The 14,836-nt window shown below is 46.8% G+C and carries 15 protein-coding genes; 9 read left to right on the top strand and 6 right to left on the bottom strand.

Annotated features, from left to right (window positions below; translation table 11 throughout):
- Positions 1–19: 19 nt before the first annotated feature.
- The gene (locus EIZ48_RS04945; RefSeq protein WP_160648970.1) at positions 20–868 is read right to left on the bottom strand and encodes a formate/nitrite transporter family protein; all 849 of its coding nucleotides are present in this window, start codon (positions 866–868) and stop codon (positions 20–22) included.
- 187 nt (positions 869–1,055) lie between these two features.
- On the opposite strand from EIZ48_RS04945, the gene EIZ48_RS04940 reads away from it, so the two are divergent.
- Entirely contained in the window at positions 1,056–1,907 is an 852-nt protein-coding gene (locus EIZ48_RS04940; RefSeq protein WP_160648969.1) for a hypothetical protein, read from the top strand.
- Between the two features lie 235 nt (positions 1,908–2,142).
- Here the strand turns inward: EIZ48_RS04940 and EIZ48_RS04935 are convergent, their stop codons facing one another.
- Positions 2,143–3,072 (bottom strand): carbamate kinase, encoded by a 930-nt coding sequence (locus EIZ48_RS04935; RefSeq protein ID WP_160648968.1) that lies wholly within the window; start codon positions 3,070–3,072, stop codon positions 2,143–2,145.
- Positions 3,073–3,569: 497 nt separating this feature from the next.
- Here EIZ48_RS04935 and EIZ48_RS04930 point away from each other — a divergent pair, with 497 nt between their 5' ends.
- The 4 genes from EIZ48_RS04930 (at position 3,570) to EIZ48_RS04915 (ending at position 8,475) form a co-directional block, all read left to right on the top strand.
- A complete protein-coding gene (locus tag EIZ48_RS04930; protein ID WP_160648967.1) occupies positions 3,570–4,925 on the top strand; it encodes a serine/threonine-protein kinase in 1,356 nt (451 codons plus the stop codon).
- The gene (locus EIZ48_RS29375; protein ID WP_338046894.1) at positions 4,922–6,388 is read left to right on the top strand and encodes a chromosome partitioning protein ParA; all 1,467 of its coding nucleotides are present in this window, start codon (positions 4,922–4,924) and stop codon (positions 6,386–6,388) included. The genes EIZ48_RS04930 and EIZ48_RS29375 overlap by 4 nt, the downstream gene beginning before the upstream one ends.
- A gap of 3 nt (positions 6,389–6,391) precedes the next feature.
- Positions 6,392–6,955 carry an ECF-type sigma factor gene (locus tag EIZ48_RS04920; protein ID WP_160648966.1) on the top strand — a complete coding sequence of 188 codons (564 nt, stop codon included), beginning with the start codon at positions 6,392–6,394 and terminating at the stop codon, positions 6,953–6,955.
- A 155-nt stretch (positions 6,956–7,110) separates the two neighbouring features.
- On the top strand, positions 7,111–8,475 hold the full coding sequence (locus EIZ48_RS04915; protein WP_160648965.1) for a hypothetical protein: 1,365 nt from the start codon (positions 7,111–7,113) through the stop codon (positions 8,473–8,475).
- A gap of 75 nt (positions 8,476–8,550) precedes the next feature.
- On the opposite strand, the gene EIZ48_RS04910 is transcribed toward EIZ48_RS04915, so the two are convergent.
- A complete protein-coding gene (locus tag EIZ48_RS04910; RefSeq protein WP_160648964.1) occupies positions 8,551–9,171 on the bottom strand; it encodes a LysE family translocator in 621 nt (206 codons plus the stop codon).
- A gap of 160 nt (positions 9,172–9,331) precedes the next feature.
- On the opposite strand from EIZ48_RS04910, the gene EIZ48_RS04905 reads away from it, so the two are divergent.
- Positions 9,332–9,634 (top strand): DUF1330 domain-containing protein, encoded by a 303-nt coding sequence (locus tag EIZ48_RS04905; protein WP_160648963.1) that lies wholly within the window; start codon positions 9,332–9,334, stop codon positions 9,632–9,634.
- Positions 9,635–9,684: 50 nt separating this feature from the next.
- Here the strand turns inward: EIZ48_RS04905 and EIZ48_RS04900 are convergent, their stop codons facing one another.
- On the bottom strand, positions 9,685–10,260 hold the full coding sequence (locus tag EIZ48_RS04900; protein ID WP_160648962.1) for a TetR/AcrR family transcriptional regulator: 576 nt from the start codon (positions 10,258–10,260) through the stop codon (positions 9,685–9,687).
- 99 nt (positions 10,261–10,359) lie between these two features.
- On the opposite strand from EIZ48_RS04900, the gene EIZ48_RS04895 reads away from it, so the two are divergent.
- Entirely contained in the window at positions 10,360–10,815 is a 456-nt protein-coding gene (locus tag EIZ48_RS04895) for an HPP family protein (protein WP_160648961.1), read from the top strand.
- Positions 10,816–10,886: 71 nt separating this feature from the next.
- On the opposite strand, the gene EIZ48_RS04890 is transcribed toward EIZ48_RS04895, so the two are convergent.
- Positions 10,887–11,798: a PhzF family phenazine biosynthesis protein gene (locus EIZ48_RS04890; RefSeq protein WP_160648960.1), complete on the bottom strand. Its 912-nt coding sequence runs from the start codon at positions 11,796–11,798 to the stop codon at positions 10,887–10,889.
- Positions 11,799–11,894: 96 nt separating this feature from the next.
- Here EIZ48_RS04890 and EIZ48_RS04885 point away from each other — a divergent pair, with 96 nt between their 5' ends.
- Positions 11,895–12,845: a LysR substrate-binding domain-containing protein gene (locus EIZ48_RS04885; protein WP_160648959.1), complete on the top strand. Its 951-nt coding sequence runs from the start codon at positions 11,895–11,897 to the stop codon at positions 12,843–12,845.
- A complete protein-coding gene (locus tag EIZ48_RS04880) occupies positions 12,838–13,941 on the top strand; it encodes a DNA alkylation repair protein (RefSeq protein ID WP_160648958.1) in 1,104 nt (367 codons plus the stop codon). The genes EIZ48_RS04885 and EIZ48_RS04880 overlap by 8 nt, the downstream gene beginning before the upstream one ends.
- A gap of 69 nt (positions 13,942–14,010) precedes the next feature.
- Here the strand turns inward: EIZ48_RS04880 and EIZ48_RS04875 are convergent, their stop codons facing one another.
- The gene (locus EIZ48_RS04875) at positions 14,011–14,778 is read right to left on the bottom strand and encodes an SDR family NAD(P)-dependent oxidoreductase (protein ID WP_160648957.1); all 768 of its coding nucleotides are present in this window, start codon (positions 14,776–14,778) and stop codon (positions 14,011–14,013) included.
- Positions 14,779–14,836 lie beyond the last annotated feature (58 nt).

The following is a 14,836-nucleotide window of genomic DNA, read 5'->3' as shown; positions in this document are numbered from 1 at the left end:
CGCTTACCAAGATGATGCTTTATTGCTTATCTTCCGGTTTGGATGCTGGCTGCTCCCGCAAGTAGATAATATGATAGACAAAGCCGACCAACACACTGCCTCCGACCAGGTTACCGAGAATCACTGGGATCAGATTGCCGATAAACCCCAGCCAGGTCACCGACTCGGCCACAGTGGCGGCTCCGGAATCACCCAATGCCTTAATTAACATCGCTAAAGGGATGAAATACATATTGGCAATGCTGTGTTCAAACCCGGCAGCAACAAAAGCCGATATGGGAAAAACAATTGCCACAGCCTTGTCTATCACGCTACGCCCGGCCAGTGCCATCCAAACTGCCATGCAAACCAGTACATTACACAACACACCACGGAAAAAAGCCGTCCAGAATGGCAAGCTGCATTTCGCCTCTGCAATTTTTAGGTATTGCTCGGCAATGGCCCCCTGATTTAGATCGGTATGGCCCGACAAAAAAACCAGCACCGCAAGGCCCGTTGCCCCAATAAAGTTTGCCGCGCAAACAACCACCCAGTTATTGAGCAGCTCAGCGGTAGTTATTTTTTTATCCGCCCAGGCCATTGCCAGTAAGTTGTTCCCGGTAAACAACTCCGCGCCAGCCACAACAACCAGCAACAGGCCCAGCGAAAATGACACACCGCCCAGCACTTGCCCAGTGGCAAAGCCAAAACCGGGTTCAGATTTAACCAAAGTAAAATACAGCGCGCCCAGACCAATATAGGCACCGGCGAGAATTCCGAGCATTACCATCGACAGCAATGGCAACCGTGCTTTAGCCACCCCAATATTGTCGACTTTCTCTGCAATCTGCTTCGGGGAAAAAGCATCAAAACCGTATATATCTGCCATGTTGGCTCCTAAGCATCCAAAATGCGTCCACGCAGAAATAACCCTGCCGCCAGTAAGGTGGCTTTATCCAGTGTAGCGGCTATCTGCCTTCAGCCATTGCTTAATATTGAGAGCCATCCATAGCGAAATTATGCTTGCTATATATACTTAACTGTATTCGGCATAGTGGTTACAGGTATTATGGTATATGCATGTCCGCCAATTTCAGTCCAGCATCCTCGGTCTTATAACAGCTCTTTTCGTTGTTGGCTGTAGCTCAACATCAGAGTCATTTTTCAGCTCCAGTGAATACCGCTTTCATGATTCAACCCAGAGCTTCATCGCGCTTAACGATACTCGCAAAAATGGTGCGGTTGTAGATAAGGGACTGTTCTATCCCAAGAGTGCGTTCTCATTTACTTATCGGTACTGTGCCAACAGCCAGCAGGAAGCTAACAACGATATCCAGGAATTCCACCAGTTGTCCAAGCGTGTCTGTGATGCCAACGTCGGCCAGCTCATCCATCAGGATACCGGAACCTGGTGTGTCTATAATCCCAACACAGTCGATGAACGGCCAATTTTCTACTCTAAGATATCGAGCACCGCACTGTGGGCAGATCTGTGCCTCGACGGACCATTTGTCACCTTGAAGGTCATTGAAAATACTGAGGCAAGCCCGGATGTGTGGTATGACGCCGCCAAGATCCTGGGCTACCAACCCTACTCCTCGTACCGAAAACTAATCACCCCGCCTGAAGTCGGACAAATCCCTCAGCCAATAAAAGAACCTGTTGCAACTGAGCTTTGGAACGAAGAAAGCGAGTATATCTATACCAACATAGGTTCGGTCGTCTGCCTCTACAACCGGCCTAAAGATTCCACCATAGGCTACACCTACCTGGGTACGGTACATAGCGTTGGCAATGGCTTGGTTAAGGTTGCCGCAACGGCGAAGCTGAAAGGTGACATCAGAACGGCACCGACATTAGAGCAATTAGAATGGCACCGGATGGCTTATATTACCGCAGCTGCAAACTCATGGTTTGTGTGTGGCTAAGTTGGCTATTGAGCCACGTTGATTCACATACTTACTAGCGAATAAATAATCGTTTAATATAAATAAACAAGTAAATGTCTGATGATATTACCTTGAGTTATTTATCTAATAATTCTCTCTTTGAGCCTTCCATTAAGATCCAGCCTATCTATTACTTGATAATAAAAAACAACCTCCAGATAGTATATCTGAAGGTTGTTTTAGTCACCTTTATTAAGAGTAATTATGTTTATGACTAGTAATAAGTAATTCCTTCTCCCTGGGTGACTAATGTCCCAGCTTCGTTAGTAATAATCTTATCTAAATCAAAAAGCGAGCCAATAGCGGCATTACCAAGTCCGGTTTCGACAAATTTACATACCGCCTCAATTTTAGGCCCCATAGAACCTGCTGGGAAATTGAATTCAGCCAAACCGGCAGGCGTTGCCTGTTTCATCTCGGCCTGATCTTCTTTACCATAATTTCGATAAATTGAACCGTCGGTCAGAATAATAAATAAGTCTGCCTCAAGTTTCTCAGCCAATAGCTCAGCAGTCAGATCTTTATCGATGACACACTCGACACCGGCACTTTGCCCTTGTTCAAAGCAAACTGGTACACCGCCACCACCACAAGCCACAACCAAGTTGTCCGCTTTTAGTAGGGTCTCAACTTGCTTTAGCTCTACAATATCCTTTGGCATCGGAGACGGAACAACACGACGGAAGTACTCTCCATCAGCTTTAAACACCAAGTCAGAGTCAGCCATCATTTCTTTTGCGCGTTCTTCTGTATAGACAGGGCCAACAAACTTTGTCGGATTAGCAAATGCAGGATCGTCTTTGCTAACTTCTGTCTGTGTGATTAACGTTGCGATATCAAGCGAGGAGTCGATATTACGCAACTCCTGCTGCAACATATAACCCACCATTCCGCAAGTTTGCGAGCCTAATACGTCCATAGGGTATGGCGTCGTTTCTGGTGAGTATTCCTGGTAAGCCGCATTCTGCTCCATTAATAAACCCACTTGCGGCCCATTACCGTGAACAACAACTATTTCATGTTCCTTTGCAATAGCCGCAATACTGGCTGCAGACCTTTTAATATTAATTCGTTGGTTTTCAGCCGTTAGTGCCTGGCCTCGAGCAAGTAATGCGTTACCACCTAATGCTAATACTATACGCATATGATCGTACCTCCTATGTTATGGAGTGATTATTATTTTTTAATTTTAATAAATCTAAGTGATTTTTATATTTATATCAGATAATACTTTCAACAAAGAAGTGAAAGTGTCGATATAGTATGTGAAAATTTATACGTGTTATGTGATAAGTATCAAAATACTATTTCACTAGACTTAGCTAGTTAATTATTACTTTATTCATTATTCGATTAATTATCCGTACTTTTTCTATTTATCTGCCTGTTAAAGTCATTTTCTTGCGAATGATTCGTCAATAGTGAATATTCTCTCAACAAACAAAACACGCCATAGGCTAGCTTTTATTCAATAATGATAGGCTGATCACAATAAATTCTGTTGAAATAGCATTATGCACAGGATGAACACCTAGAGACCTAATCGCCTCAATTTATAGTTAACAGATTAAATAAGTGTTGCCAATGCTATGACATTTTTATATAAACAAGGGCGTATGAATTAATAAAACTATCAATACCTTGGAATCTAACCTCAGTACAACAGAACTCTTCTATCACTTGCTGGATCTCACTGAAGAGGAACAGCAACACTATCTCAGTGAACTCAAGTGCGAAGATCCCGAGCTATACCATAAGATTCAGCCTCTACTCCAGGCTGACTCGCAGAAGAACGGACATCTTACCGAGCTATTTGGCTTTCATGCCCAACAAGCCGTCTCAGACGATGCCTGCTTCTCACAACTGCTCATTGATAAATACAAGATCCAAGAAGAGATAGGCCGTGGTGGAATGGGCATTGTCTATGCCGCTGCACGCTGCGATGATACCTTCGACCAGCAACTGGCCGTCAAGTTTATCCAGCCATCCTTAACCCGGGTTCTCGGTAAAGCCTTCTTATTTCAAGAGGCACAGCTCCTCGCAAGGCTGAATCACCCCTATGTGGCTAAAGTATTCGATGGCGGTGAGCATCAGGACTATGTCTATATCGTCATGGAAAAGGTCGAGGGCCGGACTTTGCGAGAAGTTTTAGATTCAAAACCTTTGAGCTTACATCAGAAGCTTAAACTCTTCGTTAAGATATGTCAGGCTATCGCCCATGCTCATCAGAACCAGACCCTTCATGCCGATATCAAGCCGGAAAATGTGCTGATTGATGATGATCTGGCGCCCAAAGTGCTCGATTTCAACATTACCCAGAAACAGCAGCTATCAACGTCAGACTCCACGCCTTTCCTGGCTTTCAGCGAGGAGTTCGCCAGCCCGGAGCAGAAGAAAGGAGACTACCTGACCAATCAGAGTGATATTTTCTCTCTCGGCAAGCTACTGCATTTTATGGTTGGCCAGCAACCAGCCCATACTGACTTGCGACTTGTGATGGATAAGGCAACTCAGCATCATGCCAACCAACGGTATACCTCTGTCATCGAGCTCATGGCAGATATCGAATGTATTCTCACCAAAAGACCGATAAACCAGAAAACACACCTTCCGCTCTATGTTGTCAGAAAACTAATCCAACGACGGCCACTTTCCTCTGCTCTCAGCCTTAGCCTACTGGTTTGTGCAATCTCTTTTTCAGCAGCCCTGCTCCAGAAAAACCACCAGCTAGAGCGAGAAAAGGCAATTGCAGAAAACATGATGTTCGAAGTCACCAGCCTGCTGTTCCACAGCAAAGGAGACGTCAACAAATATATGTCAGTTCAGAACATGCTGGAGCTGACCCGCAGACGGATATTGTCTAACCCCGATTTACCTAAGCACATAAAACAAAAAATGCTGCTGGCAATGATGACTCCAGTTCCGGATAAAACCCGGGTCGCCGAGGGCTGCCACCCTAACTGCCCGCAAATAACAACAGAAGGTAAGGTACAGTGATTAAACGGACTTTGATGATAACGGGCCTGGCGATCGCCAGTAACGCAGCGATCGCCGCTTCTGAACTCCAGACAGGGTATTTTATCGATGCCCCTGTCACCGGCCTCTACTATAAAACCAGCTCCGACTACCAGGGCTTCACCGACAAAGGGGCATTCAAATACAACACTGGTGATGTGATTACTTTCTTTCTCGGCAATGACGATACATCCTTCCCGCTTGCGACTCTGTCAGGCCAGGAGGTGATCACTCCGACACTGGCTGCGACCACTCCAAGCCGCAGTGTTAACATGACAAGATTATTGTTATCTCTGGACAGCACACCCGAAAACCGCGAAGAGATCCATCTAATCAGCAAAGCCCTCTCCGATCCAGACTTTCAGCAGCGGCTCAAGCAGGTTAACTTACAGGCCTTGGACACCTCCTATGAGGTGCTTGGGTTGGAGCTGGTCTCCGTTAAAGAAGCCGCTCAACATTTAAATGAAAGCCAGTCCTATATCGAAGAAAACTTCACATCAAAGGATGTGATCCTGCAGCCAATGAACGTGAAATATAAGAATATCATTATTAAAAGACGCGATTGGCAGGGTAACCTATGCTTCTATGACGTTGCCAGAAAGGCCGCTCCCGGCTATTTCGGCCCTATTGGCAGTATGACCTATATGATCACTCCCAAAGGGATATACGAATACCCGGACGTAGGAGATTACTTTGGCAGTACCGATAATTCAGTGCCAAGCTGCGAGCTCAACTATAGCCGCCGTTACAAAGAGGTGATGTTCGAGCCGATCTCGGTATTTGAAGGATGGGACGGGCTGATTGGCTGTGCTGCCAAGGGCTGCACTCGCTCAGATCTCAACGGTTTCTCGGTTGATGACTATGACGATGAAGGCGACTGGAAATACCGTACTGTCGCGATTAACTATGATCCCCATACCCGACTGCTGATGCAGAAAAATCAGGGGCTGGGCCCGAAAGATACTGTGCCACACACCAACCAGGCCGAGTACATATGGTTCACCTATGATAATCAAAGCAACCAATCTATCGACTTCGAAGGGATCTGGCTTGAAACCCACTACAGCAATAGCAGTGATGTCCCGAATCAATGCCTTTGGGTAACGTCCGACAGGATCCTGTCGACGAACGCCGATGGTACAGAGTGTCCAACAAACCTGAGCGCTTATCGTGACAACGTAACCAAAAAGCATGCCGATATGTGGTGGCTGGCACCGGACAATACCGAGGCAAGCCTTGCCCAACTCAATGCGCCGGTAAAATGGTATGATGAGACATCAAAGGCCCGCTATACCAGTTGGGAGTACCTGCCAAGCGGCCCAAACTGGGATCAGGGAGTGCTTTACCGATTGCAGCAACATATAGTGATCGACAAAGAGGGCAAACAACAGGCGCAAACCCACCAAATCACCGAGCTGAAGAAATACCACCATCAAGAGTCATAGTTCATGAGTCAACAAATCACGCAAATCATCCAGCAGTGGCATTCAGGTGACAAACAAGCAGAAGCCGAGCTGTACCAATTTGCCTATTTGCAACTACGAGCAATTGCCCAGCAGGAGCGCGCCCGAAGTGCAAACAAATATGGTGATAGCAATCAGGTACTTAGCGACTGCATCAATAACACCACCGCCCTGATCCACGATGCCTACCTCAAATTGGAAGGTACAGACTTGTCGCTGATAGAGAACCGCCGCCAATTTTATCTGATGGCGGCCAAAGTCATGCGTCAAATCCTCATCGATCATGCCCGCACGCTAGGTGCAAAGAAAAGGCAGCAAGTCACCGTTATTCAACAACCGCACGACGACAAATTTGAGCAACTGCTGAGTGTTAACAAAATGCTAGATACCTTCAGCCTGCACTACCCTCGCCAATCGGAAGCACTGAAGTTAAAGTATTTACTGGGATTGAGAAACCAGGAAATCAGCGAAGTTCTCCAATGCAGCAGCAGTTTGATTGAAAAAGACCTCAAATTTTCCCGCAGTTGGTTACAGTCGAAAATGGCTTAGCGCTCCTCTCTTGGCGTAATTTGAAAATTATTGGCAAAAAATTGCGGTTTTTTGCCTTTTTTCCGTCCCTTGTCTGCCATGCCGAACAACAGTAATTTCCCCCTATAACAACACACCAATGTTTATCCGGTACGGATCTATAAGGGAATTACATAATGAAAAAAATCGGTTTACTTGCAGCGTCTGTAGCTTTGGCCCTCACTGGTTGCGGTGGTAGCGACAGTCATTCAGGAAACGCTAACACAGCACCTGGTGCAGCTACTGAAGCTGTTATCAAGGCAATCGACGGCTACCTCGTCGACGCTGAAGTATATATCGACCGTAACAAAGACGGTGTCGCCGACTCAGGAGAGAAACTTACTAGCCTTACCAATGAAAAGGGCGAAGTTACTATTAGTGCTGCAGACACCCAATTCCCTGTGATCGTTAGAGCGATAGCCGGTAAAACATACGATACTGACAAAGGTGGACGCCTGACGCAGACTGTCGAAATGACAGCAGCAGCAGGGTCGAATGTTGTTACGCCATTCACGACACTGGCGGCAATTGAAAATCTTTCTCTTCCTGAACTGGCAGCCAAGCTGAACTTGTCGGAAGAAGTGATCTCTGGTGACTATGTGGCGAGCAAGGCCGACACAGGTGTCGCACAAGAGGCGAAAAAGGCCCATGCCGTTGCCCGCTCTCTTACTCTGGAACTAGGTAGCACTATCTCTGAGTCTCAGGGCGAATCTGACAAGCTAATTACCAAATCAAACGACATCATCACTGTGCTGGATACTGCGATCAACAACGGTGATGAGTTGGATGACGTGCTTATTTCTTTTGACGATAGCGGAAGTGCTAGCCAAATTCCGATGCCCCCTACGGTCAAAGAGCACTTTACCGGCAAGACCTTCTACTCTGTCAGTACCAACGGGTCATACTTCAAGGACGAGGGAATGGTTACTGCAACCTTTACCGACACAGAAGTTCACGATTTGGATGACAGCGGTAAAGTTATCGAAGAGTGGCCAATCACCTACACCACAAACGGTTTCAAGGGCGGCGACGGGCTTGATGAAGTTATCTACATGAGTGATGCCTTCACCATGGTCGTCACATCTGACAATGACATGATCTTCTACACAGTGACCAATATCGATAACGGCTTTACCGCTCAGGCCGCTACCGAAACCATGTTCAAGGGCAAAACACTCTATCATCTATGGGATGACTCAACGAACAAAAAAGCCAGACCAACGTTCGTGACCCTAAAGTTTGACGCAACGGATAATGTCGTTGATGTCATTGAAGATGGTGAAACCAGACAGCAAGATTGGTCAATTTCTGACAATGGCCAAATGATCATTCAAGGCGTAATGGAAGGGGATGACTGGGTGATCCAGCCAACCAATCTTGGCAACGATGACTTCACTGTATTCTATGAAGGAACATACAATGAAAGCATCCCGTACTTCTTTACCGCCAATAAAGATCTGGCGCTCAGCCTGTACGATGAGTGGTACTCGCTAGCACAGTAATAGCACGAAAAAGATACCGACATTAAGCCCTTGATGATACCGTAAGGTTTCAGCAGGGGCTTTTTAGCAAGAGCATCAGCCCATCACTAACCAGACACTGACCCCCATCATCATACTTCCCGCTATCCGGTTCATTAGCATGACATTTCCACGTTGCTGTAATAGCCCCCGCAAAGTCCGGCCTCCCGCAGCGTATAGCAACATGCAAATCAGCTCAAAGCACAGGATCACACTGATCAGCACAGCAGCCTGCGGTTGCAGCGGCAAACTCGCATCAATAAACGGTGGCAACAGGGAGATCATAAATGCCCAGGCTTTCGGGTTGGCAATAGCCGTGACGAAACCCTGAGTGGCCAGGGAAAGCGGCTTGACGCTTACCTGAGTATCCAAATCGGACGGGATAGCCATTTTCCCTCGAGAGCGCCACATCTGGATCCCCAGATAGAGTAAATATGCGCCACCCAGATACTTCAGTGCCAGAAAAAGGTTAGGCCGAGCCAGCAATACTGTTGCGACCCCCACCAAAGCAGACAAAGAAACTAACCCCACCCCCGCAAGCTCACCGACCATCATCCACAAGCTTCGACGAACACCGATGGTCATACCCAATGTCATTGCAAGCGTCATACAGAGCCCCGGAGTCGCTGAGACGGCAAAGAAGGTGGGGATAAATATTAATAAAACAGAAGGATCCATAAGACTCGGTACAAAAATGGGAAAAAAACAGTCTACACATTCATCAGACAAATGCCAAAGCAATAATTGACTGCTGGTTAGTCAATAGCCCTTGCATATTCGCAGAAGAAAAGGCATTTTGAACGAGCATTCAATAAATATCTGCTTTAGGGAAAACAAGATGTCCTATGAACTGTTAGTCGGCCTTAACGTTATTGATGATCGCCGATATCAAGAATACAGAACAGCAATGAAACCGATCCTGTCGCAATTTGGCGGTCGCTTTGGCTATGACTTCAAAGTTTCCGAAGTCCTGCAATCTGAAGTCGAGAACAAAGACATTAATCGCGTCTTTACAATCAGCTTCCCTAAACAAACGGACATGGAAGCTTTTTTTTCTGATGCAGAGTACCTAAACGTTAAAACACGTTACTTTGAAAGCTCGGTGAAAAGTACAACGATAATTTCGAGCTATGAAAAATAAACTCAGAAATTTTACAGTAACCCGCTTATCGTATTAGTCCACGGGTTAGATTAGCACTCTAACTCAATCAGCGTTGAGACCGTTGGAATACACTTCGACGCTGCCTTTCTGTCACCACCGACAAATGCAGAAACAATGGCCCCCTCCTTGAGCAAACAAATAGTATCAACTACCAACATCTCTTTTTCTGATTCAAGCGAAAGCGCCCTCACCTTCAGCCTTATTAGCTCTCGAAGTTTTTCTTTGTGCTGCAGACAGTACGCTCTGACAGGCGAAGCCGGATCGCTGAATTCAGCTGCTGTGTTAATGAAAAAGCAACCTTTGAATTCATCAAGCTCAGTGACCCGATCATTAAACCAGTCATCCAGCCCAGAGAACAAGGCAATGATAGACTGTTTAGCGGACACCTCACTGTCTAAACACGATTTAACCCAGCGGTAAAAGATATCGTCCCGATATTGCAGCGTTGCCATCACCAACTCTTCTTTGCTGGCAAAGTGGTTATAGAGGGTTTTCTTGGCCACTCCCGACTCTTTTAAGACTTCGTTGATACCCACCGAATTGACCCCTGCAGAGTAAAAAAGACGCAGAGCCGTCTTAACCAGCAACAATTTTTTTTCATTCATCTCGCAACTCCTTTTTAGAAACAGATTGACACAAGGAGACAGAGTTGTCTACCCTGATGAGTAGACAACTCTGTCTCCCAATCATACTGAGGAACTAAAATGAACAAAGCTTTGTTTCCGATCGCGGCAGGTATCGCCGCCACACTGGCTATCGGCGTCCTATCCTATCTCGATAACCTGACACATACCGGGCTATGGTTAATGGCACCGTTTGGTGCAACCGCCGTATTAGTATTCGGTCTACCCGACAGTCCCCTTGCCAAGGCTAAGAATGTCATTGCCGGCCATTTCCTTACAGCGCTTATCGGTGTACTTTTTGTTGAGTTTATTGGCGTGTATCCGTGGTCACTGGCGTTAGCAACAGGACTTGCCATCACCACAATGCTGCTAACAAAGACCACCCACCCGCCAGCGGGCGCAAACCCTATGCTTATCATGTTAACCGGGCAAAGCTGGCCTTTTTTGATAACGCCGGTATTAATCGGTGCCAGCGCGATCGTCTGCTTAGGGCTGGTATTAAATAAAGTACGCGAAGCGTATTTAAAGACAGCCTAGACGACTGCGGATAAACGGACGTAATACGCAATCAGTTTACTTAAAGTAAACTGATTGCGTGAAAGCGTTAGCTAAAGAGTAATATCCAACTGCGCCATTACTTTGCCATAACCTCCCGCCATGAGCCCTTTGATCTGTGCATTCTCGATAATTAGCTCCACTGAGATCTGGCTTGGTGAGGCAGGATGCATGAAATTCCCCTGCTCGATCATCAACGTCTCTTTTTTAAGATCCAGAAAATCATAAAGCAGACAGGCCAACGGCCCTGCAGCCATTCCGGTGGCAGACTCCTCTTCTATCGCAAAACGCGGGCCGAACATTCGGGTGGTTGCATCTCGGTCTGTTGACTCTGTTTCAGTTGTGAAAACGTAATAACCGATCAAATTAAGCTTCTCGCTAATATCGGCAATTTGTGAAAAATTGGGGGTTATAGCGCCTAAAACGCTAGTGTCAGTAACGGCGACAACAATAAAACTATTACCTGTATTAACAAGAACAGGGTCGATACGAGAATCCAAATCCCCCTCGCTTAGTCCGAGAGAAGCGAGTACATCCTGAACGGTTACTCCTTGGCTTTGCCAGTCACTTGGCTTGCGATATGTCGGCGCCAGTTGTTCCATAAAAGCAGCACCATTTTTAATAAGAATTTTACGTGGCCCATCGACCGTTTCCTTTGATGTTTCCCCCTCTGAAACTCGCCCGATCTCTGTGAGGTAGGAAAAGGTGGCGATCGTGGCATGGCCACAATGTGCAATACGTCGATTAGGGGTGAAAAAATCCAACTTAAAATCAGCAGCATCCGATTGAGAAACAAAAGCCGTTTCTGACAGGCCAACCTGAGCCGCGATGTTAAGCATATCTTCTTCACTCAAGTTATCCGCATCCAGAACAACACCGGCAGGGTTGCCACCAATTTTTCCCGTAACAAATCCATTGACGATTTGCGCCCGCACTCGTCGTACATTGGTATGAGACTGTGTCATAAAGTATTCCTTCTATCATTCACTCCGGCTTTGATTCGTTTCATGATATAAGTAGTCAATAAACATTTGGAACTCATAAGAACATGAGGTTTACTCATGAATAAGAGCCGGAACGATCTTCTTCTTAAACTAGCGCAGGCATCCCCTCTGCTTGCGGCCATCGGCGAAGAAAAAAGCTTCACCAAAGCGGCTGAAAGACTCAACGTACAGCAGTCCGCGGTCAGTCATAGGATCAGGGCTTTGGAAGAGGTACTGGGGCTGACGCTTTTCGAGCGCACAACAAGACACCTCCAGTTCACCGAGGCAGGAAAGATATTATGTTCAGCCGCCATCGAGTCTATGTCCAAATGGCAACCTGCTCTGGATAAATTAGAACGGAGCGACTCATCCGGCTCAATCAGGCTCTCTTTACCATCATCTTTGGCGATGAAATGGGCCGTCTCAATTCTCCCCAAGGCAAATGCAGAAGGATTGGCCATCTCACTTGAAGTAAGAGATGACCTAGTCGATTTGCACCAAGGCGAGGCCGATGTGGCGATTCGTTTCGGAGTCGGCCCTTACCCCGGCCTGTATTCTATCCGCCTGACTCAATGCCAGCTCCAGCCCGTCGCAAGCCCGGCATTCTTGGCACGTCATCCCGATTTAACAAATGAAAGCAATGACGAGAAAAGCCGGCTTGCTACCGACACCCCATTGTTGTCTGACAGACGCGGAGAGGTCGATAGCACGGAATTCAGCTGGTCTCATTACTTCTCCCAAATCCATTCAGCTGCTGATGTAAGCGCCCGCCAACATCCGTTTGACCGCGCCGACTTGATGCTCCAGGCGGCCATAAGCGGAATGGGCATCGCACTAGGCCGAACGCTGCTGATTGAAAACGACCTCGAAGCGGGCTTTCTGGAAAAAGTCGGCCCGCCGGTTAACATGCAATCGAGCTATTGGTTAGTCTGCTCTGCCAGCTTCGCCGAAACAAAGCGCTTCGAGCGTCTTCGTAGATGGCTAAGGGCAGAAATAAAGAAAATACATACAACAGGACGTTATGAGTAATTTATTCAAAGATATCTATTCAAAATCCTTTTATGAGGAATTTTCACAGATCCTGGCGCTGACTCTCCCTTCATTTGACAAGGAGAGATTTAATACACTGATCTTCAACGATGCATTTGCCGAACTCGAGCTAAAAGAGCGAATGACTCATACCGCAACAGTTCTGCATCACTTTCTACCGGCAAACTTCGGCGACGCCGCAGAAACCATCAAGCAGCTCATTGATAACCTGCGTTCGGCAGACATCAGAGAGAAAAGCATTGAGTACATGTTTTTCCCTGAGTACATCGCTATGTATGGGATTGATGACTACGAAAATTCAATTTCGACATTGGAGTATGTTACCCAGTTTACCAGCTGCGAATTTGCTGTCAGACCGTACATAGTGAAATACCAAGATAAAATGCTAAAACAGATGCTCAGCTGGTCAACCCATAGTAACAACAAGGTGAGACGACTTGCCAGTGAAGGGACAAGACCCAGACTGCCATGGGCCATGGCCCTGCCGAGCCTGAAAAAGGATCCCAAACCCATCGGGCCTATATTAGACAACCTCAAAAATGACAGCTGCGAAGTGGTCAGAAGAAGTGCGGCCAACAACCTCAATGATATCTCTAAAGACAACCCGGAGTTCGTTATCGCACGAGCTAGAGAATGGCTTGGTAGCAGCAAGGAAACCGATGCACTTGTCAAACATGCCTGCCGGACATTGTTAAAGCAAGGGAACCCTGACGTTCTTCAATTATTCGGCTTTGATAGTACAGATATTGAGTTATCCGATTTTAGAGTGACGACACCTGCTGTACAAATTGGCAATCAGTTGGAGTTTACCTTTTCACTGTTGAACCGCGGAGTATCACCGACAATGCTCCGCCTAGAATATGGGCTTTACTACAAAAAACATAATGGCGATCTTTCGCGTAAAGTCTTTAAGATCAGTGAGCGAGAAATTGAACCTGGCCGGATATACGAAATAAAGAGAAAGCAGAACTTCAAGCCAATCACAACAAGAAAGCTCTATACCGGCACCCATCAGGTTTCTATCATCCTTAACGGGCAAGAAAGCAAACGAGTTGAGTTTGAGCTGACGGCATAGCCAAGCTGGTGTGAAAAGTCCCGCCGCTCTATTTAAGTTCAATAACCGCGCGCTACGTAGAGGCGGGGATCAGTTCCTGCCTGCCATCACCCCTCCGTCAACATCCCAGATAGCGCCAGTCACCCATTGCGCTTGGTCAGACAATAAAAAAGCGATAGTTTGGGCAACCTCATCGGCTTTACCGACCCGGCCAATAGGATGAAAACCGTTAAAGCCTTCCAATGCCTCGTCAACATCTGCCGGATCAATAAACGCTTCATAAATAGGTGTTTTAACGACTGCCGGCGACACTGCATTCACCCTGATACCGACATCGGCCAGCTCCATGGCCATATGCTGTGTTAAGGCATGCAGGCCAGCTTTGGCCATAGAGTAAGCCGAAGATGGCGTGGCCTTGATCGCCTGCTGTGCCCACATCGAACCAATATTGACTATATTACCGCCACCATGACGTGACATATTCGTTGCCACGGCCTGTGAGATAACAAACATCGCTTTGTTCAATCCCATGTAGATCTCGTAGTCATCCTCACTGTGCTCAATAAACGGCTTAGGACTGAAATACCCGGCGGCATTGACCAAGTATCCGACCTTGGTCTCTGGCTGGTTGATGTACGCAAGTAGCTTTTCCAGGCTTTCTTTCTCATAAAGGTTTGCCTGAATGGCTGATGCCCGACCGATCGCATTAAGCTCAGTAAGCGCCTGTTCTAACTTGGCCTCATTATTACCAACAATCACCACCTCTACACTATGCTTTGCCAATACTTTTGCGGTCTCGAAGCCCATTCCGCTTGACCCGCCAACAATTAACGCAACACCTGTCTTATTAAAATCCATAGCCTTTTCTCCGCTCTTGTTTCACTTTGTCTCGATTAGGTGGTTTAATCTTAGGCCC

This window comes from Photobacterium alginatilyticum, from assembly GCF_009910675.1.
GTDB lineage: Bacteria > Pseudomonadota > Gammaproteobacteria > Enterobacterales > Vibrionaceae > Photobacterium > Photobacterium alginatilyticum.
This window is presented reverse-complemented; position numbering and strand designations above follow the sequence as displayed.

Bases quoted from the DNA above. Each gene is read 5' to 3' on its own strand.
- EIZ48_RS04920 (WP_160648966.1), top strand. From the start codon at position 6,392: ATGAGTCAACAAATCACGCAAATCATCCAGCAGTGGCATTCAGGTGAC.
- EIZ48_RS04880 (WP_160648958.1), top strand. From the start codon at position 12,838: ATGAGTAATTTATTCAAAGATATCTATTCAAAATCCTTTTATGAGGAA.
- EIZ48_RS04910 (WP_160648964.1), bottom strand. From the start codon at position 9,171: ATGGATCCTTCTGTTTTATTAATATTTATCCCCACCTTCTTTGCCGTC.
- EIZ48_RS04895 (WP_160648961.1), top strand. From the start codon at position 10,360: ATGAACAAAGCTTTGTTTCCGATCGCGGCAGGTATCGCCGCCACACTG.
- EIZ48_RS04885 (WP_160648959.1), top strand. From the start codon at position 11,895: ATGAATAAGAGCCGGAACGATCTTCTTCTTAAACTAGCGCAGGCATCC.
- EIZ48_RS04945 (WP_160648970.1), bottom strand. From the start codon at position 868: ATGGCAGATATATACGGTTTTGATGCTTTTTCCCCGAAGCAGATTGCA.
- EIZ48_RS04875 (WP_160648957.1), bottom strand. From the start codon at position 14,778: ATGGATTTTAATAAGACAGGTGTTGCGTTAATTGTTGGCGGGTCAAGC.
- EIZ48_RS04890 (WP_160648960.1), bottom strand. From the start codon at position 11,798: ATGACACAGTCTCATACCAATGTACGACGAGTGCGGGCGCAAATCGTC.
- EIZ48_RS04940 (WP_160648969.1), top strand. From the start codon at position 1,056: ATGCATGTCCGCCAATTTCAGTCCAGCATCCTCGGTCTTATAACAGCT.
- EIZ48_RS04915 (WP_160648965.1), top strand. From the start codon at position 7,111: ATGAAAAAAATCGGTTTACTTGCAGCGTCTGTAGCTTTGGCCCTCACT.
- EIZ48_RS04935 (WP_160648968.1), bottom strand. From the start codon at position 3,072: ATGCGTATAGTATTAGCATTAGGTGGTAACGCATTACTTGCTCGAGGC.
- EIZ48_RS04900 (WP_160648962.1), bottom strand. From the start codon at position 10,260: ATGAATGAAAAAAAATTGTTGCTGGTTAAGACGGCTCTGCGTCTTTTT.
- EIZ48_RS04905 (WP_160648963.1), top strand. From the start codon at position 9,332: ATGTCCTATGAACTGTTAGTCGGCCTTAACGTTATTGATGATCGCCGA.